The sequence below is a fragment of the Actinosynnema mirum DSM 43827 genome, from assembly GCF_000023245.1.
GTDB classification, from domain to species: Bacteria; Actinomycetota; Actinomycetes; order Mycobacteriales; family Pseudonocardiaceae; genus Actinosynnema; species Actinosynnema mirum.
In genome coordinates, this window is sequence record NC_013093.1 from 1,297,497 (window position 1) to 1,313,371 (window position 15,875).

General features: G+C 72.8%; 9 protein-coding genes and 1 pseudogene. 9 read left to right on the plus strand and 1 reads right to left on the minus strand.

The genetic code is table 11. The features are described from left to right. Nucleotides 1-232: 232 nt before the first annotated feature. The 5 genes and pseudogenes from AMIR_RS05850 to pulA all read left to right on the plus strand — a co-directional run bounded on the left by AMIR_RS05850 (nt 233) and on the right by pulA (nt 12,016). Complete coding sequence (locus tag AMIR_RS05850) at nt 233-2,866, plus strand: valine--tRNA ligase (protein ID WP_015800010.1); 2,634 nt, start codon at nt 233-235, stop codon at nt 2,864-2,866. Further along, nucleotides 2,866-4,224, plus strand: coding sequence for a bifunctional tetrahydrofolate synthase/dihydrofolate synthase (folC, locus tag AMIR_RS05855; protein WP_015800011.1), 1,359 nt, complete (start codon nt 2,866-2,868; stop codon nt 4,222-4,224). The genes AMIR_RS05850 and folC overlap by 1 nt, the downstream gene beginning before the upstream one ends. Beyond that, nucleotides 4,221-4,676 (plus strand): DUF4233 domain-containing protein, encoded by a 456-nt coding sequence (locus AMIR_RS05860; protein WP_015800012.1) that lies wholly within the window; start codon nt 4,221-4,223, stop codon nt 4,674-4,676. The genes folC and AMIR_RS05860 overlap by 4 nt, the downstream gene beginning before the upstream one ends. A 403-nt stretch (nt 4,677-5,079) precedes the next feature. Next, nucleotides 5,080-6,294 (plus strand): annotated as a pseudogene (locus AMIR_RS05865) (alkaline phosphatase D family protein). Nucleotides 6,295-6,448: 154 nt separating this feature from the next. Then, the gene (gene pulA / locus AMIR_RS05870) at nt 6,449-12,016 is read left to right on the plus strand and encodes a pullulanase-type alpha-1,6-glucosidase (RefSeq protein ID WP_015800014.1); all 5,568 of its coding nucleotides are present in this window, start codon (nt 6,449-6,451) and stop codon (nt 12,014-12,016) included. Nucleotides 12,017-12,047: 31 nt separating this feature from the next. Here the strand turns inward: pulA and AMIR_RS05875 are convergent, their stop codons facing one another. Continuing rightward, nucleotides 12,048-12,692 carry a hypothetical protein gene (locus AMIR_RS05875; RefSeq protein WP_015800015.1) on the minus strand — a complete coding sequence of 215 codons (645 nt, stop codon included), beginning with the start codon at nt 12,690-12,692 and terminating at the stop codon, nt 12,048-12,050. 76 nt (nt 12,693-12,768) lie between these two features. Here AMIR_RS05875 and ndk point away from each other — a divergent pair, with 76 nt between their 5' ends. From ndk to AMIR_RS05895, 4 genes are all read left to right on the plus strand, one after another. Then, nucleotides 12,769-13,179 (plus strand): nucleoside-diphosphate kinase, encoded by a 411-nt coding sequence (ndk, locus tag AMIR_RS05880; protein WP_015800016.1) that lies wholly within the window; start codon nt 12,769-12,771, stop codon nt 13,177-13,179. A 134-nt stretch (nt 13,180-13,313) separates the two neighbouring features. Then, the gene (locus AMIR_RS05885) at nt 13,314-14,234 is read left to right on the plus strand and encodes an ABC transporter ATP-binding protein (protein ID WP_015800017.1); all 921 of its coding nucleotides are present in this window, start codon (nt 13,314-13,316) and stop codon (nt 14,232-14,234) included. Next, on the plus strand, nt 14,234-15,070 hold the full coding sequence (locus AMIR_RS05890) for an ABC transporter permease (RefSeq protein WP_015800018.1): 837 nt from the start codon (nt 14,234-14,236) through the stop codon (nt 15,068-15,070). The genes AMIR_RS05885 and AMIR_RS05890 overlap by 1 nt, the downstream gene beginning before the upstream one ends. Continuing rightward, on the plus strand, nt 15,067-15,873 hold the full coding sequence (locus AMIR_RS05895) for an ABC transporter permease (RefSeq protein ID WP_015800019.1): 807 nt from the start codon (nt 15,067-15,069) through the stop codon (nt 15,871-15,873). Before AMIR_RS05890 ends, AMIR_RS05895 begins: the two co-directional genes overlap by 4 nt. Nucleotides 15,874-15,875: the final 2 nt, after the last annotated feature.

Sequence of the window (15,875 nt, forward strand, 5' to 3'; positions counted from 1 at the left end):
GGCCGGGTGAACTCCCCGGTGGTGGTCAGGGGAGGGGGTCGCACCGGCCACACCCGTCTCCACCTGCGTGGATGTCTGTCCGCAGCGCTGCGTCACCCTCGGTGGCGATCACCGCGCGTCGGCGAGCCGGGTGACGCTTCCGGGTGCGCCTGACCGGAAAGCGCGCATCCGGGTCCGGGGCGCCGGGTATCTGGTTCGAGCCGGTGGTGTCGTTCTTCGTAGACTTCCCGGCGTGACTGAGAAGCCCTCCGCACCCCAGCGTCCCGAACTCCCGCCGGCGTGGAACCCCGCCGAGGTAGAGGCGGGGCTCTACGAGCGGTGGGTCGAGCGCGGGTACTTCACCGCCGACGCGAACAGCGACAAGCCGCCCTTCTCCATCGTCCTGCCGCCGCCCAACGTCAACGGCAGCCTGCACATGGGCCACGCCCTCAACCACAGCGTCATGGACGCCCTGTCCCGGCGCCGCCGGATGCAGGGCTACGAGGTGCTGTGGCTGCCCGGCACCGACCACGCGGGCATCGCCACCCAGACCGCCGTGGAGCGCGCGCTCGCGAGCGAGGGCGTGTCCCGGCACGACCTGGGCCGCGAGAAGTTCGTGGAGCGGGTCTGGGAGTGGCGCGAGGAGGTCGGCGGTCGCATCCTCGGCCAGATGCGCCGCCTCGGCGACGGCGTCGACTGGTCCCGCGTCCGGTTCACCATGGACGAGGGCCTGTCCCGCTCGGTGCAGACCATCTTCAAGAAGCTGTTCGACGACGGCCTCATCTACCGCGCCGAGCGCATCATCAACTGGTGCCCGCGCTGCCAGACGGCGCTGTCGGACATCGAGGTCGACCACTCCGACGACGACGGCGAGCTGGTGTCCATCCGCTACGGCGAGGGCGACCGCTCGATCGTCGTGGCGACCACGCGCGCCGAGACCATGCTCGGCGACACCGCCGTGGCCGTGCACCCCGAGGACGAGCGCTACCAGCACCTGATCGGCACCGAGGTCGAGGTGCCGCTGACCGGCCGGTTCGTGCCCGTGGTCGCCGACGAGCACGTGGACCCGGAGTTCGGCACCGGCGCGGTCAAGGTCACCCCCGCGCACGACCCCAACGACTTCGAGATCGGCCAGCGGCACGACCTGCCCGCCATCACCGTCATGGACGGCCGGGGCAACATCACCGTGAAGGGCCCCTTCGAGGGCCTGGACCGGTTCGAGGCGCGCCCCGCGGTCGTGGCCGCGCTGCGCGAGCAGGGCCGGATCGTCGCCGAGAAGCGCCCGTACCAGCACAGCGTCGGGCACTGCTCGCGCTGCGACACGGTCATCGAGCCGCGCCTGTCCATGCAGTGGTGGGTCAAGGTCGAGCCGCTGGCCAGGGCCGCAGCCGAGGCCGTGCGCGACGGCCGCACCACCATCCACCCGCCGGAGCTGGCCAAGCGCTACTTCGACTGGGTGGAGAACCTCAACGACTGGTGCATCTCGCGCCAGCTGTGGTGGGGCCACCGCATTCCCGTCTGGTACGGCCCGAACGACGAGATCGTGTGCGTCGGCCCAGACGAGGAGCCGCCGTCGGGCGAGGGCTGGACGCGGGACGAGGACGTGCTCGACACGTGGTTCTCCTCGGGCCTGTGGCCGTTCTCCACGCTCGGCTGGCCCGCGCGGACCGCCGACCTGGCGAAGTTCTACCCGACCAGCGTGCTGTCCACCGGCTACGACATCCTGTTCTTCTGGGTCGTCCGGATGATGATGTTCGGCCTGTACGCGATGGACGGCAAGCAGCCGTTCGACCACGTGTTCCTGCACGGCCTGATCCGCGACGCGCACGGCAAGAAGATGTCCAAGTCGCGCGGCAACGGCATCGACCCGCTGGACTGGATGGACTCCTACGGCGCCGACGCCACCCGGTTCACCCTGCTGCGCGGGGCGAACCCCGGCTCCGACCTCGCGCTCGCCGAGGAGTGGGCGGCCGGTTCCCGCAACTTCACCACGAAGCTGTGGAACGCCACCCGGTTCGCGCTGGGCAACGGCGCGAACGTGGAGCGCCCGCTGCCCGACCGGTCCGAGCTGACCGACGTCGACCGCTGGGTGCTCGACCTGCTCGACGGCCTGATCACCGAGGTGGACGCCCAGTTCGAGGCGTTCCAGTTCTCCCGGATCAGCGACGCGCTCTACAAGTTCACCTGGGACGAGTTCTGCGACTGGTACCTGGAGCTGGCCAAGGTCCAGATCGCCGAGGGCGGTGAGCGGGCCGAGTCCACCCGCCTGGTGCTCGGGCACGTCCTGGACAAGCTGCTGCGGCTGCTGCACCCGCTGACCCCGTTCGTCACCGAGGTGCTGTGGACCACGCTCACCGGCGGCGAGTCGCTGGTGATCGCCGAGTGGCCTGCGGCGAGCGGCGCGCGGGTCGACGCGGACGCGGCGCGGCGGGTGGAGGGCGTGAAGAAGCTCGTCACCGAGATCCGCCGGTTCCGCTCCGACCAGGGCCTCAAGCCCGGTCAGAAGGTCGGTGGCGCGGTGCTCGGCGCGGACGAGGTCGACCTGGCCGGTCTGGTCGAGTCGGTGCGCTCGCTCACCAGGATGACCGCGCCGGTCGAGGGCTTCACCGCCTCGGTGTCGCTGGACGTCGGCCTGCCCGGCGGCACCGTGAAGGTGGAGCTGGACCTGTCCGGCGCCGTCGACGTGGTCGCCGAGCGCAAGCGGCTGTCCAAGGACCTCGCGGCGGCGCAGAAGGAGCAGGCCCAGTGCCAGGGCAAGCTCGGCAACGCCGCGTTCACCGCGAAGGCGCCCGCCGACGTGGTCGCCAAGATCCAGGGCCGGTTGGAGGCCGCGAGCGCCGAGATCGAGCGCATCAACGCCCGCCTGGCCACACTGCCGGAGGCGTGATGTCGTTCGAACCGGGGGCGCTCGGCATCCTCAGCGTGGTCGAGGCGGAGCTGGACAAGCGCTGGCCCGAGACCAAGATCGAGCCGAGCCTGGACCGGATCAGGGCGCTGGTCGACGTGCTGGGCGAGCCGCAGAAGGCCTACCCGGTGATCCACGTCGGCGGCACCAACGGCAAGACGTCGACCGCGCGCATGGTCGAGGCGCTGCTCACGCGCGTCGGCCTGCGCACCGGTCGCTACACCAGCCCGCACCTCCAGTTGGCCACCGAGCGGATCAGCGTCGACGGGGCGCCGATCAGCCCGGAGCAGTACGTCGAGGCGTACCGGGACGTGAAGCCGTACGTGTCCATCGTGGACTCGCGCGGCGACGTGCCGATGAGCAAGTTCGAGGTGCTCACCGGCATGGCGTTCGCGGCGTTCGCGGAGACGCCGGTCGACGTGGCCGTGGTCGAGGTCGGCCTCGGCGGCTCCTGGGACGCCACGAACGTGGCCGACGGGCGGGTCGCCGTGATCACCCCGATCGGGATCGACCACGTCGAGTTCCTGGGTGACGACCTGGCGGGCATCGCGGAGGAGAAGGCCGGGATCATCAAGCCCGGTTCCACCGTCGTGCTCGCGCAGCAGCGACCGGAGGCCGAGCAGGCGCTGCTGCGCCGGGTCGCCGAGGTCGACGCGACGGTGGCGCGGCAGGGCTCGGAGTTCCTGGTGCTGCGGCGCGACGTCGCGGTCGGCGGCCAGATGCTCAGGCTGCAGGGCCTCGGCGGCGTGTACGACGAGGTGTTCCTGCCGCTGCACGGCGCGCACCAGGCGGCCAACGCGTCGCTGGCGCTCGCCGCCGTCGAGGCGTTCTTCGGCGCCGGGCCGCAGCGGCAGCTCGACGTGGAGGCGGTGCGCGAGGCGTTCGCGGGCGTCGAGTCGCCGGGCAGGCTGGAGCGGCTGCGCGCCGCGCCCGCCGTGCTGGTCGACGCCGCGCACAACCCGCACGGCGCCGAGGCGCTGGCGAAGGCGCTCGACGAGGAGTTCGGCTTCCGCAGGCTCATCGCGGTCGTCGGCGTCATGTCCGACAAGGACGCCGTCGGCATCCTGACCGCGCTGGAGCCGAGGGTGGCCGAGGTCGTGCTGACCCAGAACTCCTCGCCGAGGGCCATGGACGCCGACCACCTGGCGGGCGTGGCGCTGCCGATCTTCGGCGAGGACCGCATCGTCGTGCAGCCGAACCTGGCCGACGCGATCGAGGACGCGGTCCGCATGGCGGAGGACACCGAGGACGGCCTGGTGTCCGGCGGAGGCGTCATCGTGACCGGCTCCGTGGTGACGGCGGGGCAGGCCCGCGCCCTGTTCGGGAAGGAACCGGCATGACGACCCCGGCGGCCCCTGCGCCAGCCCCCAAGAAGGACCCGATGAAGTCCTTCCGGGGCATCATGGCGGGAACCCTGATCCTGGAGGCCATCGTCACCGCGCTGGCCCTGCCGGTGGTGGCGAACCTGGGCGGCGGCGTCAGCACCGGCACCGGCTACCTGGTGCTGGCCCTGATCCTGGCGTTCGTGGGCGCCTGCGCGCTGCTCAAGCACCCGTGGGTCGTCTGGCTGATCATCGCGCTGCACGTGGTGATGGTCGCCGGCATCGTCCTGATGACGGCCCTGGGCGCGGTCGGCATCATGTTCAGCCTGGTCTGGGCCTACCTGCTGTGGCTGCGCCACGACGTCACCAAACGCATGGCCGAAGGCCGCCTCCCCAGCCAGCAGCAAGCCGCCCAGGCCCAGGCCGAGCAGGCGGCGGCCTGGAAGTCGGGCGAACACCCGAAGCCGTAGCCGAGAGCACTCCACGATCGCCGCGCACCGAGTCCTGGTGCGCGGCGATCGGCGTTTTCGGGGCGGTGTTCGGCAGCTGCCTTTTCGGGCTGAGCGGTCGGGTGACACCGGCGGCCCACGGTGCCGTCATGTCTGATTCTTCTGATTGCCCGGACTGCGCCACCCGCCGAACCGAGCCCGAGGACGACCGCGGAACCTGCGGGATGTGCGGGGGAGAGGGAGTCGTCTCGAAGCAGCGTGGGGCTTTCGCGGACTACGTGCTGCCGCTGGACCTGTGCCCGCTGTGTCAGGTGCTCACCGCCGATCCCGGCACCGGTGATCAAGGCGGCCTTCGGTGAGCGGCCACTTCGGTTGTTCGGCGCGTTCACCCCGTTGTCGTCCTGGCCCACTACACACGAGGGACATGAGCGAAGGCGTGGTGAACAGGCGGACGCTTCTGAAGGCGAGCGCGGTCGGGGTTGCCGGGGGACTGGTGACCGGTGTCGCGCTCGCGCGCGGTGGGCGGCCCGAGTTGACGCACGGGGTGCAGTCCGGCGACGTGTCGTGGGACGGCGGGCTGGTGTGGGCTCGGGCCGCTGCTGACGCCGGACACCGGTGGCACCGGCAAGGTCCGGTTGCGCGGGTTGCCGCCCGGCAGGCGGGTGCACCACCGGGTCGTCGCCGAGGACCTCGACGGGCGCGCCAAGGGGGAGGCGGTGACCGGCAGCTTCCGCACCGCTCGGGCGCGCGGACGCGCGCTTCACCTGGTCCGGCGACGTGGCGGGCCAGGGGTGGGGCAGCAACCCGGACCTCGGCGGGATGCCCGGCTGCGCGGCCATGACCGCCCGCCACCCCGACTTCTTCCTGCACAGCGGCGACACGGTCTACGCGGACCCGCCGCTCCAGGAACGCGTGGTGCTGCCCGACGGCCGCGTGTGGCGCACCACGACCACTGCGGCGAAGGCCAAGGTCGCCGAGACCCCGGACGAGTACCGGGGCCAGTTCGCGTACACCACGCTCGACCCGGAGGTCCGCGAGTTCGCCGCCTCGGTGCCCTCGTTCGTGCAGCGGGACGACCACGAGGTCGTCAACAACTGGTACCCCGGCGAGATCCTGGACCTGCCGCAGTGCACCGAGAAGCGCGTCGACGTGCTCGCGGCGCGGGCGTTCCGGGCGTTCCACGAGTGGCAGCCGGTCGACCCGGCGCGCGCGGTGGACGGGCGGGTCTACCGGAAGTTCCCGTGCGGCGCGCACGTCGAGGTGTTCGTGCTCGACAAGGACGCCAACACCTCCCCGCGTGACAAGACCGGGCACGTGCCGGGGACCGCGCAGGCCCGCTGGCTGGTGGACGCGCTCGACCGCGGCACCGCCACCTGGAAGATCATCGCCGCCGACCTGACCCTCGGCCTCGCCGGACCGGGCGGCGGCCTTCGACTTCGACCCGTTCTGGGAGTTCGTGTCCGGGCCACTGCACGCGGGCGCGTTCGGGCCGAACGCCCTGGACCCCGCCTTCGGCCCGCAGGCGGGCTTCGTGAACGCCCCACCCACCGCCAACACCTCGCCGCTGGACGGGGTCCGGCACTTCGGCGAGGTGTTCGTGGACCGCAACACCGCTGACGCCGCTGCCCCGGCCCGGTGATCGCACCGGGCCGGGGCGCGCGCGGCACCCCGAACCTCCTGCAAGTCTTTTCCACCGCTCGGCCCTTGTCGCCCCCACCGCACCGTGATGCGCTGCCCCTGTCCCGGTAGAGCCGCCGGGCGCAGCCGCAAGAACTTGCGACAAGGAGGTCGCGGTGCGTCGGTCCGTCGCCGCGCTCATCGCGCTGGTCCTCGTCCAGCCCGCAGCCGTCACCCACCAGGCCCAGGCGCAAGCGGCCCCGGAACCGGGAACCCGTTTAGCCGTCGGCAAGACCACCGACCTCCCGCCGGGCGCCCGAGCCGGGGACCAGGCCCTCGCCAAGGACGCCCTCCGCGACGCCCCCACCGGCGAGCGCTTCTACTTCGCCCTCCCCGACCGCTTCGCCAACGGCGACCCGTCGAACGACCGCGCCCACACCGGCGGCGACCGCGGGCAGCACGGCTTCGACCCCACCGACAAGGGCTTCTACCACGGCGGCGACCTCAAGGGCCTTCAGCAGGAGCTCGGCTACCTCGACGACCTCGGCACCACCGCCCTCTGGCTCACCCCGGTCTTCCGCAACCGCTGGGTCCAGGGCGCCGGTCCCGACGCGTCCGCCGGCTACCACGGCTACTGGACCACCGACTACACCTCGCTCGACCCGCACTTCGGCACCACCGACGACATGCGCCGCCTCATCCGCGACGCGCACCGCCGGGGCATCAAGGTCTTCTTCGACATCGTCGCCAACCACACCGCCGACGTCATCGACTACGCCGAGGGCTCCCACGACTACGTCAGCTCGAAGGCCGTCCCGTACCTGGACCGCGAGGGCAACCCGGTCGACGTCGAGGAGCTCGCGGGCAGCCCGGACTTCCCCGACCTGGACCCGGCGACCTCGTTCCCGTACACCCCGGTCCCCGACCCGGCCCACCCCAAGACCCCGGACTGGCTGAACGACCCCGCGCTCTACCACAACCGCGGCGACTCGACGTTCAGCGGCGAGTCCAGCCTGCAGGGCGACTTCTCCGGCCTCGACGACCTGATGACCGAGCACCCCCGCGTGGTCGCGGGCATGAAGCAGGTCTTCACCCACTGGATCGACACCCTCGACATCGACGGCTACCGGGTCGACACCGTCAAGCACGTCAACACCGCCTTCTGGCAGGCGCTCGCCCCGTACGTGCGGTCCTACGCCGCGCAGCGCGGCAAGCCGGACTTCTTCGTCTTCGGCGAGGTCTTCGACTCCGACCCGGCCACCACCTCGCGCTTCACCACCGAGGCGGGGCTCCAGTCGGTGCTGGACTTCCCGTTCCAGTCCGCAGCGCTCGACTTCCTGTCCGGGCGCGGCGCGACCCGCCTCGGCGACGTCCTGCTCGCCGACGACCGCTACACCGACGCCGACTCCAACGCCTCGTCGCTGCCCACGTTCCTGGGCAACCACGACCTCGGCCGCGTCGCCCACCTGCTGCGCCAGAACCGCCCCGACGACACCGACCTGCTCGACCGCCTCAAGCTCGGCAACACCCTGCTCCAGCTGTGGCGCGGCAACCCGGTCGTCTACTACGGCGACGAGCAGGGCTTCGCGGGGACCGGCGGCGACAAGGACGCCCGCCAGGACCTGTTCGCCAGCGCCACCCCGTCCTACGCCGCCGAACAGCTGATCGGCACCACGCGGACCGGCGCCGACGACAACCACGTCCCCGACCACCCGCTGTACCGCCAGCTCGCCGACCTGGCCCGCTTCACCGACTCCGACCCGGTGTGGCGCGGCGGCAACCAGGTGCTGCGCCGCGCCGAGGGCGACGTGATCGCGTTCAGCCGCTTCGACCGCCGCGCCCAGGTCGAGCACCTCGTCGTCGCCAACGCAGGGACCTCGCCGAGGACCCTGGACGTGCCGGTCGGCTCGACCGCGCTGCGCCAGGTGTTCCCCAAGCCCGGCCCCACCGCCAACCGCGACGCCGACGGCGCGGTCCGGGTCACCGTGCCGCCGCTGTCCGCCCTGGTGCTGCGCGCCACCGGCAAGGCCGTCGCCACCAAGCCCGCGCCGACCCTGGTCACCCCGGCCGAGGGCACCGCCCTGGACGACCGGGTCGAGCTGCGCGCGGACGGGATCACCGCGCCCTACGCGCAGGCCACGTTCGCCGCCCGCGTCGACGGCAGTCCGGAGTGGACGGTGCTCGGCACCGACGACGCCGCCCCGTACCGGGTGTTCGCCGACCTCGCCGCGCTGCCGGGCGCCGCCGCGGGCACGAGCGTCGAGGTGCGCGTGGTCGCCAAGGACGCGGCCGGGCGGGTGGGCGCGGACGGCGCGCGGGTCGCCCTCGTGCCCGCGCCGCCGACCCCGCAGCCGCCCACCGGGAGCCCGGACTGGCTGGTCGTGCACTACGCCCGCCAGGACGGCGACTACACCGGCTGGGGCCTGCACGCCTGGGGCGACGTCGAGTCCGAGCCGACCTGGCAGGAGCCGCTGCCGTTCGCGGGGCAGACCCCGTACGGCCGGTTCGCCTGGGTGAAGCTCAAGCCGGGCGCCCGGCAGGTCGGGATCATCGTGCACCGGGGCGACGAGAAGGACACCTCGGCCGACCGGTTCGTCGACCCGTCCACGTCCCCGCAGGTGTGGCTCGCGCAGGGTGACCCCGCGGTTCACCCGAGCGAGGCCGCCGCCACCGGACGGGTGCTCGTGCACCACCTCGGCGACACCACCGGCCGCACGGTGCGCGCGGGTGCCGCCGAGGTCCCGTTCAGCAACGGCGTCGCCACCCTCCCCGCCACCGGCCCGGTCGACTTCACCGTGCTGCGCGACGGGACCGCCGAGGCCACCGGCCGCACCGACGGTCAGGCGTGGGTGCGCGACGGCCGGGTGCTCCCCTCGCTCGCGGCGGCCGAGAACCGCGCCGTCCTGCACTACCACCGCCCGGACGGCGACTACGCGGAGTGGACCCTCTACCACTGGACCGGGTCGGCCGAGCCCAGTCCGGGGTGGAACCAGTCCCGACCGCCGGACGGGGACGACGGCTTCGGCGTGTACTGGTCGGTGCCGCTGGCGCAGGGCGCGCCGGGCCTGTCCCACATCATCCACCGCGGCGACGCCAAGGACCCCGGAGCCGACCAGTTCCTCGACGTCACCGGCACCGGCCACGAGGTGTGGTTCGCCTCGGGCTCGGCGAAGCCGGACGGCTCGGCGTCCTACGTGCTGCCGCCCTCCGGAGGCGACCCCGTGGAAGACGACCTGACGAAGTCCAAGGCCGCCTGGGTGCGGAAGGACCTGGTGGTGTGGGACGTGCCCGCGGTCGCCTCGGACGGCTACCGGATCGAGCACGGCGGCAAGGTCCTGCGCCTGGAGCCCAGCGCCGAGGCGGTGCCGGAGCAGTTCCCGCACCTGCGCGGCAAGCCGGTGTTCCGGGTCCGCGACGTCGACCGGGTGGACGCGGCGCTGCGCGGCGGCGCGCTGTCCGCCGTGCACGTCGACGCGGCCGGGACCCTCAGGCACCGCACCGGGGTCCAGCTCGCGGGCGTCCTGGACGACCGGTTCGCGCCCGCCGCGACCGCGCTCGCCTACGGCCCGGCGTTCGACGGCGACCGCGTCACCACCCGCCTGTGGGCCCCGACCGCGTCACGGGTGCGGCTGCGCCTGTTCGACGCCCCCGCAGGCGTCCCCGCAGGCGCCCCCGCCGAGGTGCTCGACCTGACCCGCGACGACGCCTCCGGCTCCTGGTCCGGCTCCGGGGACTGGAAGAACCGCTTCTACCAGTACGAGATCACCGCCGCGGGCCGCACGGTCGTGGTCACCGACCCGTACTCGGTCGCGCTCGCGGTCGGCTCCACGCACTCCCAGTTCGCCGACCTCGCCGACCCGGCAACCGCCCCGGACGGCTGGTCGACCGAGGTCGCGCGCGGCTTGGGCGCCAACCCCGTCGAGCACGGCATCACCGAGCTGCACGTGCGCGACTTCTCCATCGGTGACGACTCCGTCCCCGAGGCGGACCGGGGCACCTACCGCGCGTTCACCCACCGCGACTCCACCGGCATGAGGCACCTGCGCCAGCTCGCCGAGGCCGGTCTGGACACCGTGCACCTGCTGCCCACCTTCGACATCGCCACCATCCCCGAGCGCCGCGCCGACCAGCGCGCGCCCGACTGCGACCTGCCGTCCCTGCCGCCGGACTCGCCGCGCCAGCAGGAGTGCGTGGCCGCCACCGCCGCCGACGACGGCTTCAACTGGGGCTACGACCCGCTGCACTACAACACCCCCGAGGGCTCGTACGCCACCGACGCCGCGCAGACCGGCGCGGCCCGCTCCCGCGAGTACCGCGAGATGGTGCGGTCCTTGCACGCCAACGGGAACAAGGTCGTGCTCGACGTGGTCTACAACCACACCGCCGCGTCCGGCGACGGCCCGAGCTCGGTGCTGGACAAGGTCGTCCCCGGCTACCACCACCGGTTCGCCGACGACGGCTCGATCGCGAACTCCACCTGCTGCGCCAACACCGCGCCGGAGAACGCCATGACGGGCAAGCTCGTCGTGGACTCGGTGCTGTGGTGGGCCAGGACCTACAAGGTCGACGGCTTCCGGTTCGACCTCATGGGCCACCACCCGAAGGCGAACCTGCTGGCCGTGCGCGCCGCGCTGGACGCGCTCACCCCCGAGCGCGACGGCGTCGACGGGCGGTCGATCCGGCTCTACGGCGAGGGCTGGGACTTCGGCGAGGTCGCCGGGAACGCCCGGTTCGAGCAGGCCACCCAGGCGAACCTCGCGGGCACCGGCATCGGCACGTTCAGCGACCGGCTGCGCGACGCGGTGCGCGGCGGCGGCCCGTTCGACGAGGACCCGCGCGTGCAGGGCCTGGGCACCGGGCTCGCGGGCGACCTCAACGGCTCGCCCGCCAACGGCGACGTCGCGGCGCGGCTGGCGGGCTACAGCGACCTGGTGAAGCTGGGCATGGCGGGCAACGCGGCCGGGTTCCGCTTCCGGTCGACCTCCGGTGGCGAGGTCAGCGGCCGGGACGTGCCGTACAACGGCGCACCGGCGGGCTACGCGGCCGTCCCGGCGGACGTGATCAGCTACGTGGACGCGCACGACAACGAGACCCTGTTCGACGCCCAGGCGTTCAAGCTGCCGCCGTCCACGCCGATGGCCGACCGGGTCCGGATGCACCGCGTCGCGCTCGCACCCGTCCTGCTCGGCCAGGGGCAGCCGCTGCTGCACGCGGGCAGCGAGTTCCTGCGCTCGAAGTCGCTCGACCGCAACAGCTACGACTCGGGCGACTGGTTCAACCGGTACGACCCGTCGTTGCGGGACAACGGGTTCGGCCGGGGCCTGCCGCCCGCGCCGGACAACGCCGACAAGTGGCCCCACTCCGCGCCGCTGCTGGCCGACCCGGCGCTCAAGCCCGCGCCCGAGGACATGCGGTCCGCGCTGGGGCACACCCTGGAGCTGCTGCGGCTGCGCGGGTCCTCGCCGCTGTTCACCCTGGGCGACGCGGCGCAGGTGCAGGCGAAGCTGTCGTTCCCGGCGGCCGAGCCGGGCGTGGTCGTGGCGCACCTGGACGACACCGCCGGTCCCGACCGCGACCCGGCGCGCGACGGGCTGCTCGTGGTGGTCAACCCGTTCCCGGTGGAGAAGGAGGTCGCCGCCCCGGTCGATGGCTGGCGGCAGCACCCGCTGTGCGCCGACCGCGCGGTGGTCGACGGCACGTCGGTGCGGGTGCCGCCGAGGTCGGTGGTGGTGCTGGAGCGCTAGCTCCCGTGAGCAGACCCGGAGCCGGCCGGGCTCAGTGCCCGGCCAGCTCGTGCCGGGAGCGGATCTCGTCGGTGCGCAGGATGCGGAACTCGCGGTGCTCGGCCTCCAGCACCTTCACGAACCCGTGGCTGGTCTCCACGACGTACCCGCGCAGTTCCCCGTCCACGAGCTCGATCCGCTCCAGCGGCACCCACGGCGTCCCCACCACCGCCGCCACGAGCAGCGCCGCGCCCAGCACCAGCACCCCGAACCGGCGCAGCAGGAACGTCACCACGCCCTGCGCCGCCGGGTTGCGCCGGGCGCGCTCCACCAGCAGCAGCACGCCCCCGAGGAGCACGGCGGCCAGCGGAACCCACCAGCCGCGGTAGGTCAGCACGTGCGCCACCAGGAACGCCAGCAGCACCACCGCGCCCAGCGCCGTGGCCGTCGACCTGCGGTTGACCGTGTAGAAGACGGTCAGCGGGACCAGCAGCGCCAGCAGCGGTCCGCTGATCCGCGAGTCCGCCAGGAACGTGCCCAGGAACAGGCCCGGCGCGTCCTCCAGGTCCAGGCTGTGCAGCACGGCGAAGGCCACGTGCAGGTCGTACCGGGACACCGCCAGCAGCCGCAGCAGCACGAACAGCACGGCCGCGCCGGTGAGCGCGGTCGCCGCGTGGCCCTTCTCCTCACCCGTCACGGCCGGTGACTATGCCACGGCGCCCCGCCGGATACCCTTTGCGGCACCACCCCATCGAGCAAGGAGAACCACCGCCGTGAGCGAGCGCACCCTGGTCCTGGTCAAGCCCGACGGCGTCGAGCGCGGCCTGGTCGGCGAGGTGATCTCCCGCATCGAGCGCAAGGGCCTGAAGCTGGCCGCGCTCGAACTGCGCAGCGCCGACCGCGCGACCGCCGAGCAGCACTACGCCGAGCACGAGGGCAAGGGCTTCTACGAGGGCCTGCTGGACTTCATCACCGGCGGCCCGCTGGTGGCGCTGGTGATCGAGGGCCCGCGCGCGATCGCGGCGTTCCGCCAGCTGGCCGGTGGCACCGACCCGGTCGAGAAGGCCACGCCGGGCACCATCCGGGGCGACTTCGGCCTGGAGGTCCAGTTCAACCTCGTGCACGGCTCCGACTCGGTCGAGTCCGCCGAGCGCGAGATCAAGATCTGGTTCCCCACGCTCTGAGGCGCCGCTGACCGGCACGCCCGTCAGCACCGCGGCCCGTCCCCGCAGCCCTGCGGGACGGGCCGTCGCGCGTTCCGTGCCCGTGTGAAAAAGCGTTGCCCTGCCCCCGTGTCAGGTGGTTACAGTCGGCGACCGTGACCACACCCCTCGTAGAGGCCAGCGGGCTGACCAAGCGCTTCGGGGAGTTCGAGGCGGTCAGGGGCATCGACGTCCGGGTCGAGCGCGGCGAGGCCTTCGGGTTCCTCGGGCCCAACGGCGCGGGCAAGTCCTCGACCATGCGGATGATCTCCTGCACCTCCCCGCGCTCCGGCGGCGACCTGCGCGTGCTCGGCATGGACCCGGACCGGGACGGCCCGCGCATCCGGGCCCGCATCGGGGTGGTGCCGCAGCAGGACACCCTCGACAACGAGCTGACCGTGCGGCAGAACCTGGAGGTGTACGGCCGCTACTTCGGGCTCTCCCGCGCCGCCGTGCGCGCCAAGGCGGTCGAGCTGCTGGAGTTCGCCCAGCTCACCGAGCGCGCGAGCAGCGAGGTCGAACCGCTGTCCGGCGGCATGAAGCGGCGGCTCACCATCGCGCGCTCGCTGGTCAACGAGCCCGAGGTGCTGCTGCTCGACGAGCCCACCACCGGCCTGGACCCGCAGGCCCGCCACCTGCTGTGGGACCGGCTGTTCCGGCTCAAGGCCGAGGGCGTCACGCTGATCATCACCACGCACTACATGGACGAGGCCGAGCAGCTGTGCGACCGGCTCGTGGTGATGGACGGCGGGCGCGTCGCCGCCGAGGGCTCGCCGGCCGAGCTGATCTCCCGCTACTCCACCCGCGAGGTCCTGGAGCTGCGCTTCCCGCCCGGCCACCAGTCCGCCGACCGGCTGGAGGACCTCGCCGAACGGGTGGAGGTGCTCCCCGACCGGGTGCTCCTGTACACCCGCGACGGCGAGGCCGCGCTCGCCGCCGCCCAGGAGCGCGGGGTGCGCCCGGTGTCGAGCCTGGTGCGCCGCTCCAGCCTGGAGGACGTGTTCCTCCGGCTCACCGGCCGGACGCTGGTCGACTGATGGCCGCCGACACCACGCGCGCCGACGCCGCGCCCCTCGCCCAGACCGCCACCGGACGCCCGTCGGGCGACGTCCGCGCGGTGCTGATCTACGTGGAGAGCCGCTGGGTCTGGTACCGCCGCAACTGGCGCGCCACCGCCGTCTCCGCGTTCGTGCTCCCGGTGCTGTTCCTGCTGTCCATGGGCTTCGGCCTCGGCAGCCAGATCACCCCGGACCAGCTGCCCGGCGGCCTGACCTACCCGCAGTTCCTGGCGCCCGCGCTGCTGGTCGTGATGGGCCTGCAGGCGATCGTGCACGAGTCGACCTACCAGGTCATCGACGTGTTCAAGTGGAGCAAGCGGCACCACGCGGTCGTCGCCTCCCCGATCACCCCGGCCCAGGTCTTCCTGGGCACCATGCTGTGGAACGCCCTGCTGGTCCTGATGGCGGGCGTCTTCTTCCTGGTCTCCGCGACCCTGCTCGGCGCGCTGACCTCCCCGGCCGCCGCGCTGGCCGTGCCGGTCTCGGTGCTCACCAGCACCGCCTACAGCGCCCCGATCACCGCGTTCAGCGCCACCAGGGACAAGGCCGACTCGTTCAGCACCGTGTTCCGCCTGATCGTCATGCCGATGACCCTGTTCACCGGCGCGTTCTTCCCCGTCGAGCAGCTGCCGGACTGGCTGCTCCCGCTGGTCTGGATCGCCCCCACCTGGCACGGCGTCGAGCTGGCGCGGGGCGCCGCGTTCGGCGGGCTCGGCGCGCTCGCCACGCTCGGCCACGTCGCCTTCCTGGTCGCCCTGCTGGCGGTCGGGACCCTCATCGGAACCCGCGTCTACCGGCGGAGGCTCGTCCCATGACCACCCGCGAGGCGAGGTCCGCGTTCGGCCTGCGGATCGTCCCGCCCGGCCTGTACGCGGGCCGCTCGCTCGTCCTGCTGGAGCGTTCCTACCTGGTGTACCGCCGGGCCTGGGTGCCCCTGCTCACCGGCCTGGTCGAGCCGCTGCTGTTCCTGTTCTCCCTCGGCTTCGGCATCGGCAGGCTGGTCGCCGACGTCGAGGGCGTGCCGTACGCGCAGTACGTCGCCCCCGCGCTGCTGGCGACCGCGGCCATGAACGGGGCCGTCTACGACGCGGTGTTCGGCGTGTTCGTGAAGTTCAAGTACGCCAAGACCTACGACGCGGTGCTGGCCACCCCGGCCGGTCCGATGGACATCGCGCTCGGCGAGGTGGCCTGGTCGCTGCTGCGCGGCGGCCTCTACTCGGCCGGGTTCACCGTCGTCATCTTCGCCCTGGACCTGGCGGGCTCGGCGTGGGCGCTGCTGATGCTGCCCGCCTCGCTGCTGGTCGCCGCCGCGTTCGCGGCCGTGGGCATGGCCGTCACGACGTTCCTGCGCGGCTGGCAGGACTTCGACCTGGTCCAGCTGGTGATCATGCCGCTGTTCCTGTTCTCGGCGACCTTCTACCCGCTGTCGGTCTACCCGGAGGCCCTCCGCGGGGTCGTCCAGCTCACCCCCCTGTACCAGGCGACCACCCTGATGAGGGACCTGAACAGCGGAAATCTGCACTGGGGGTTGCTCTGGCCGGTCCTGTACTTCCTCGTCCTCGGCGCGATCGGGGTGGTGGTGGCCGCGCGCAGGCTCGGCAGGCTGCTGCTGCGCTAGGT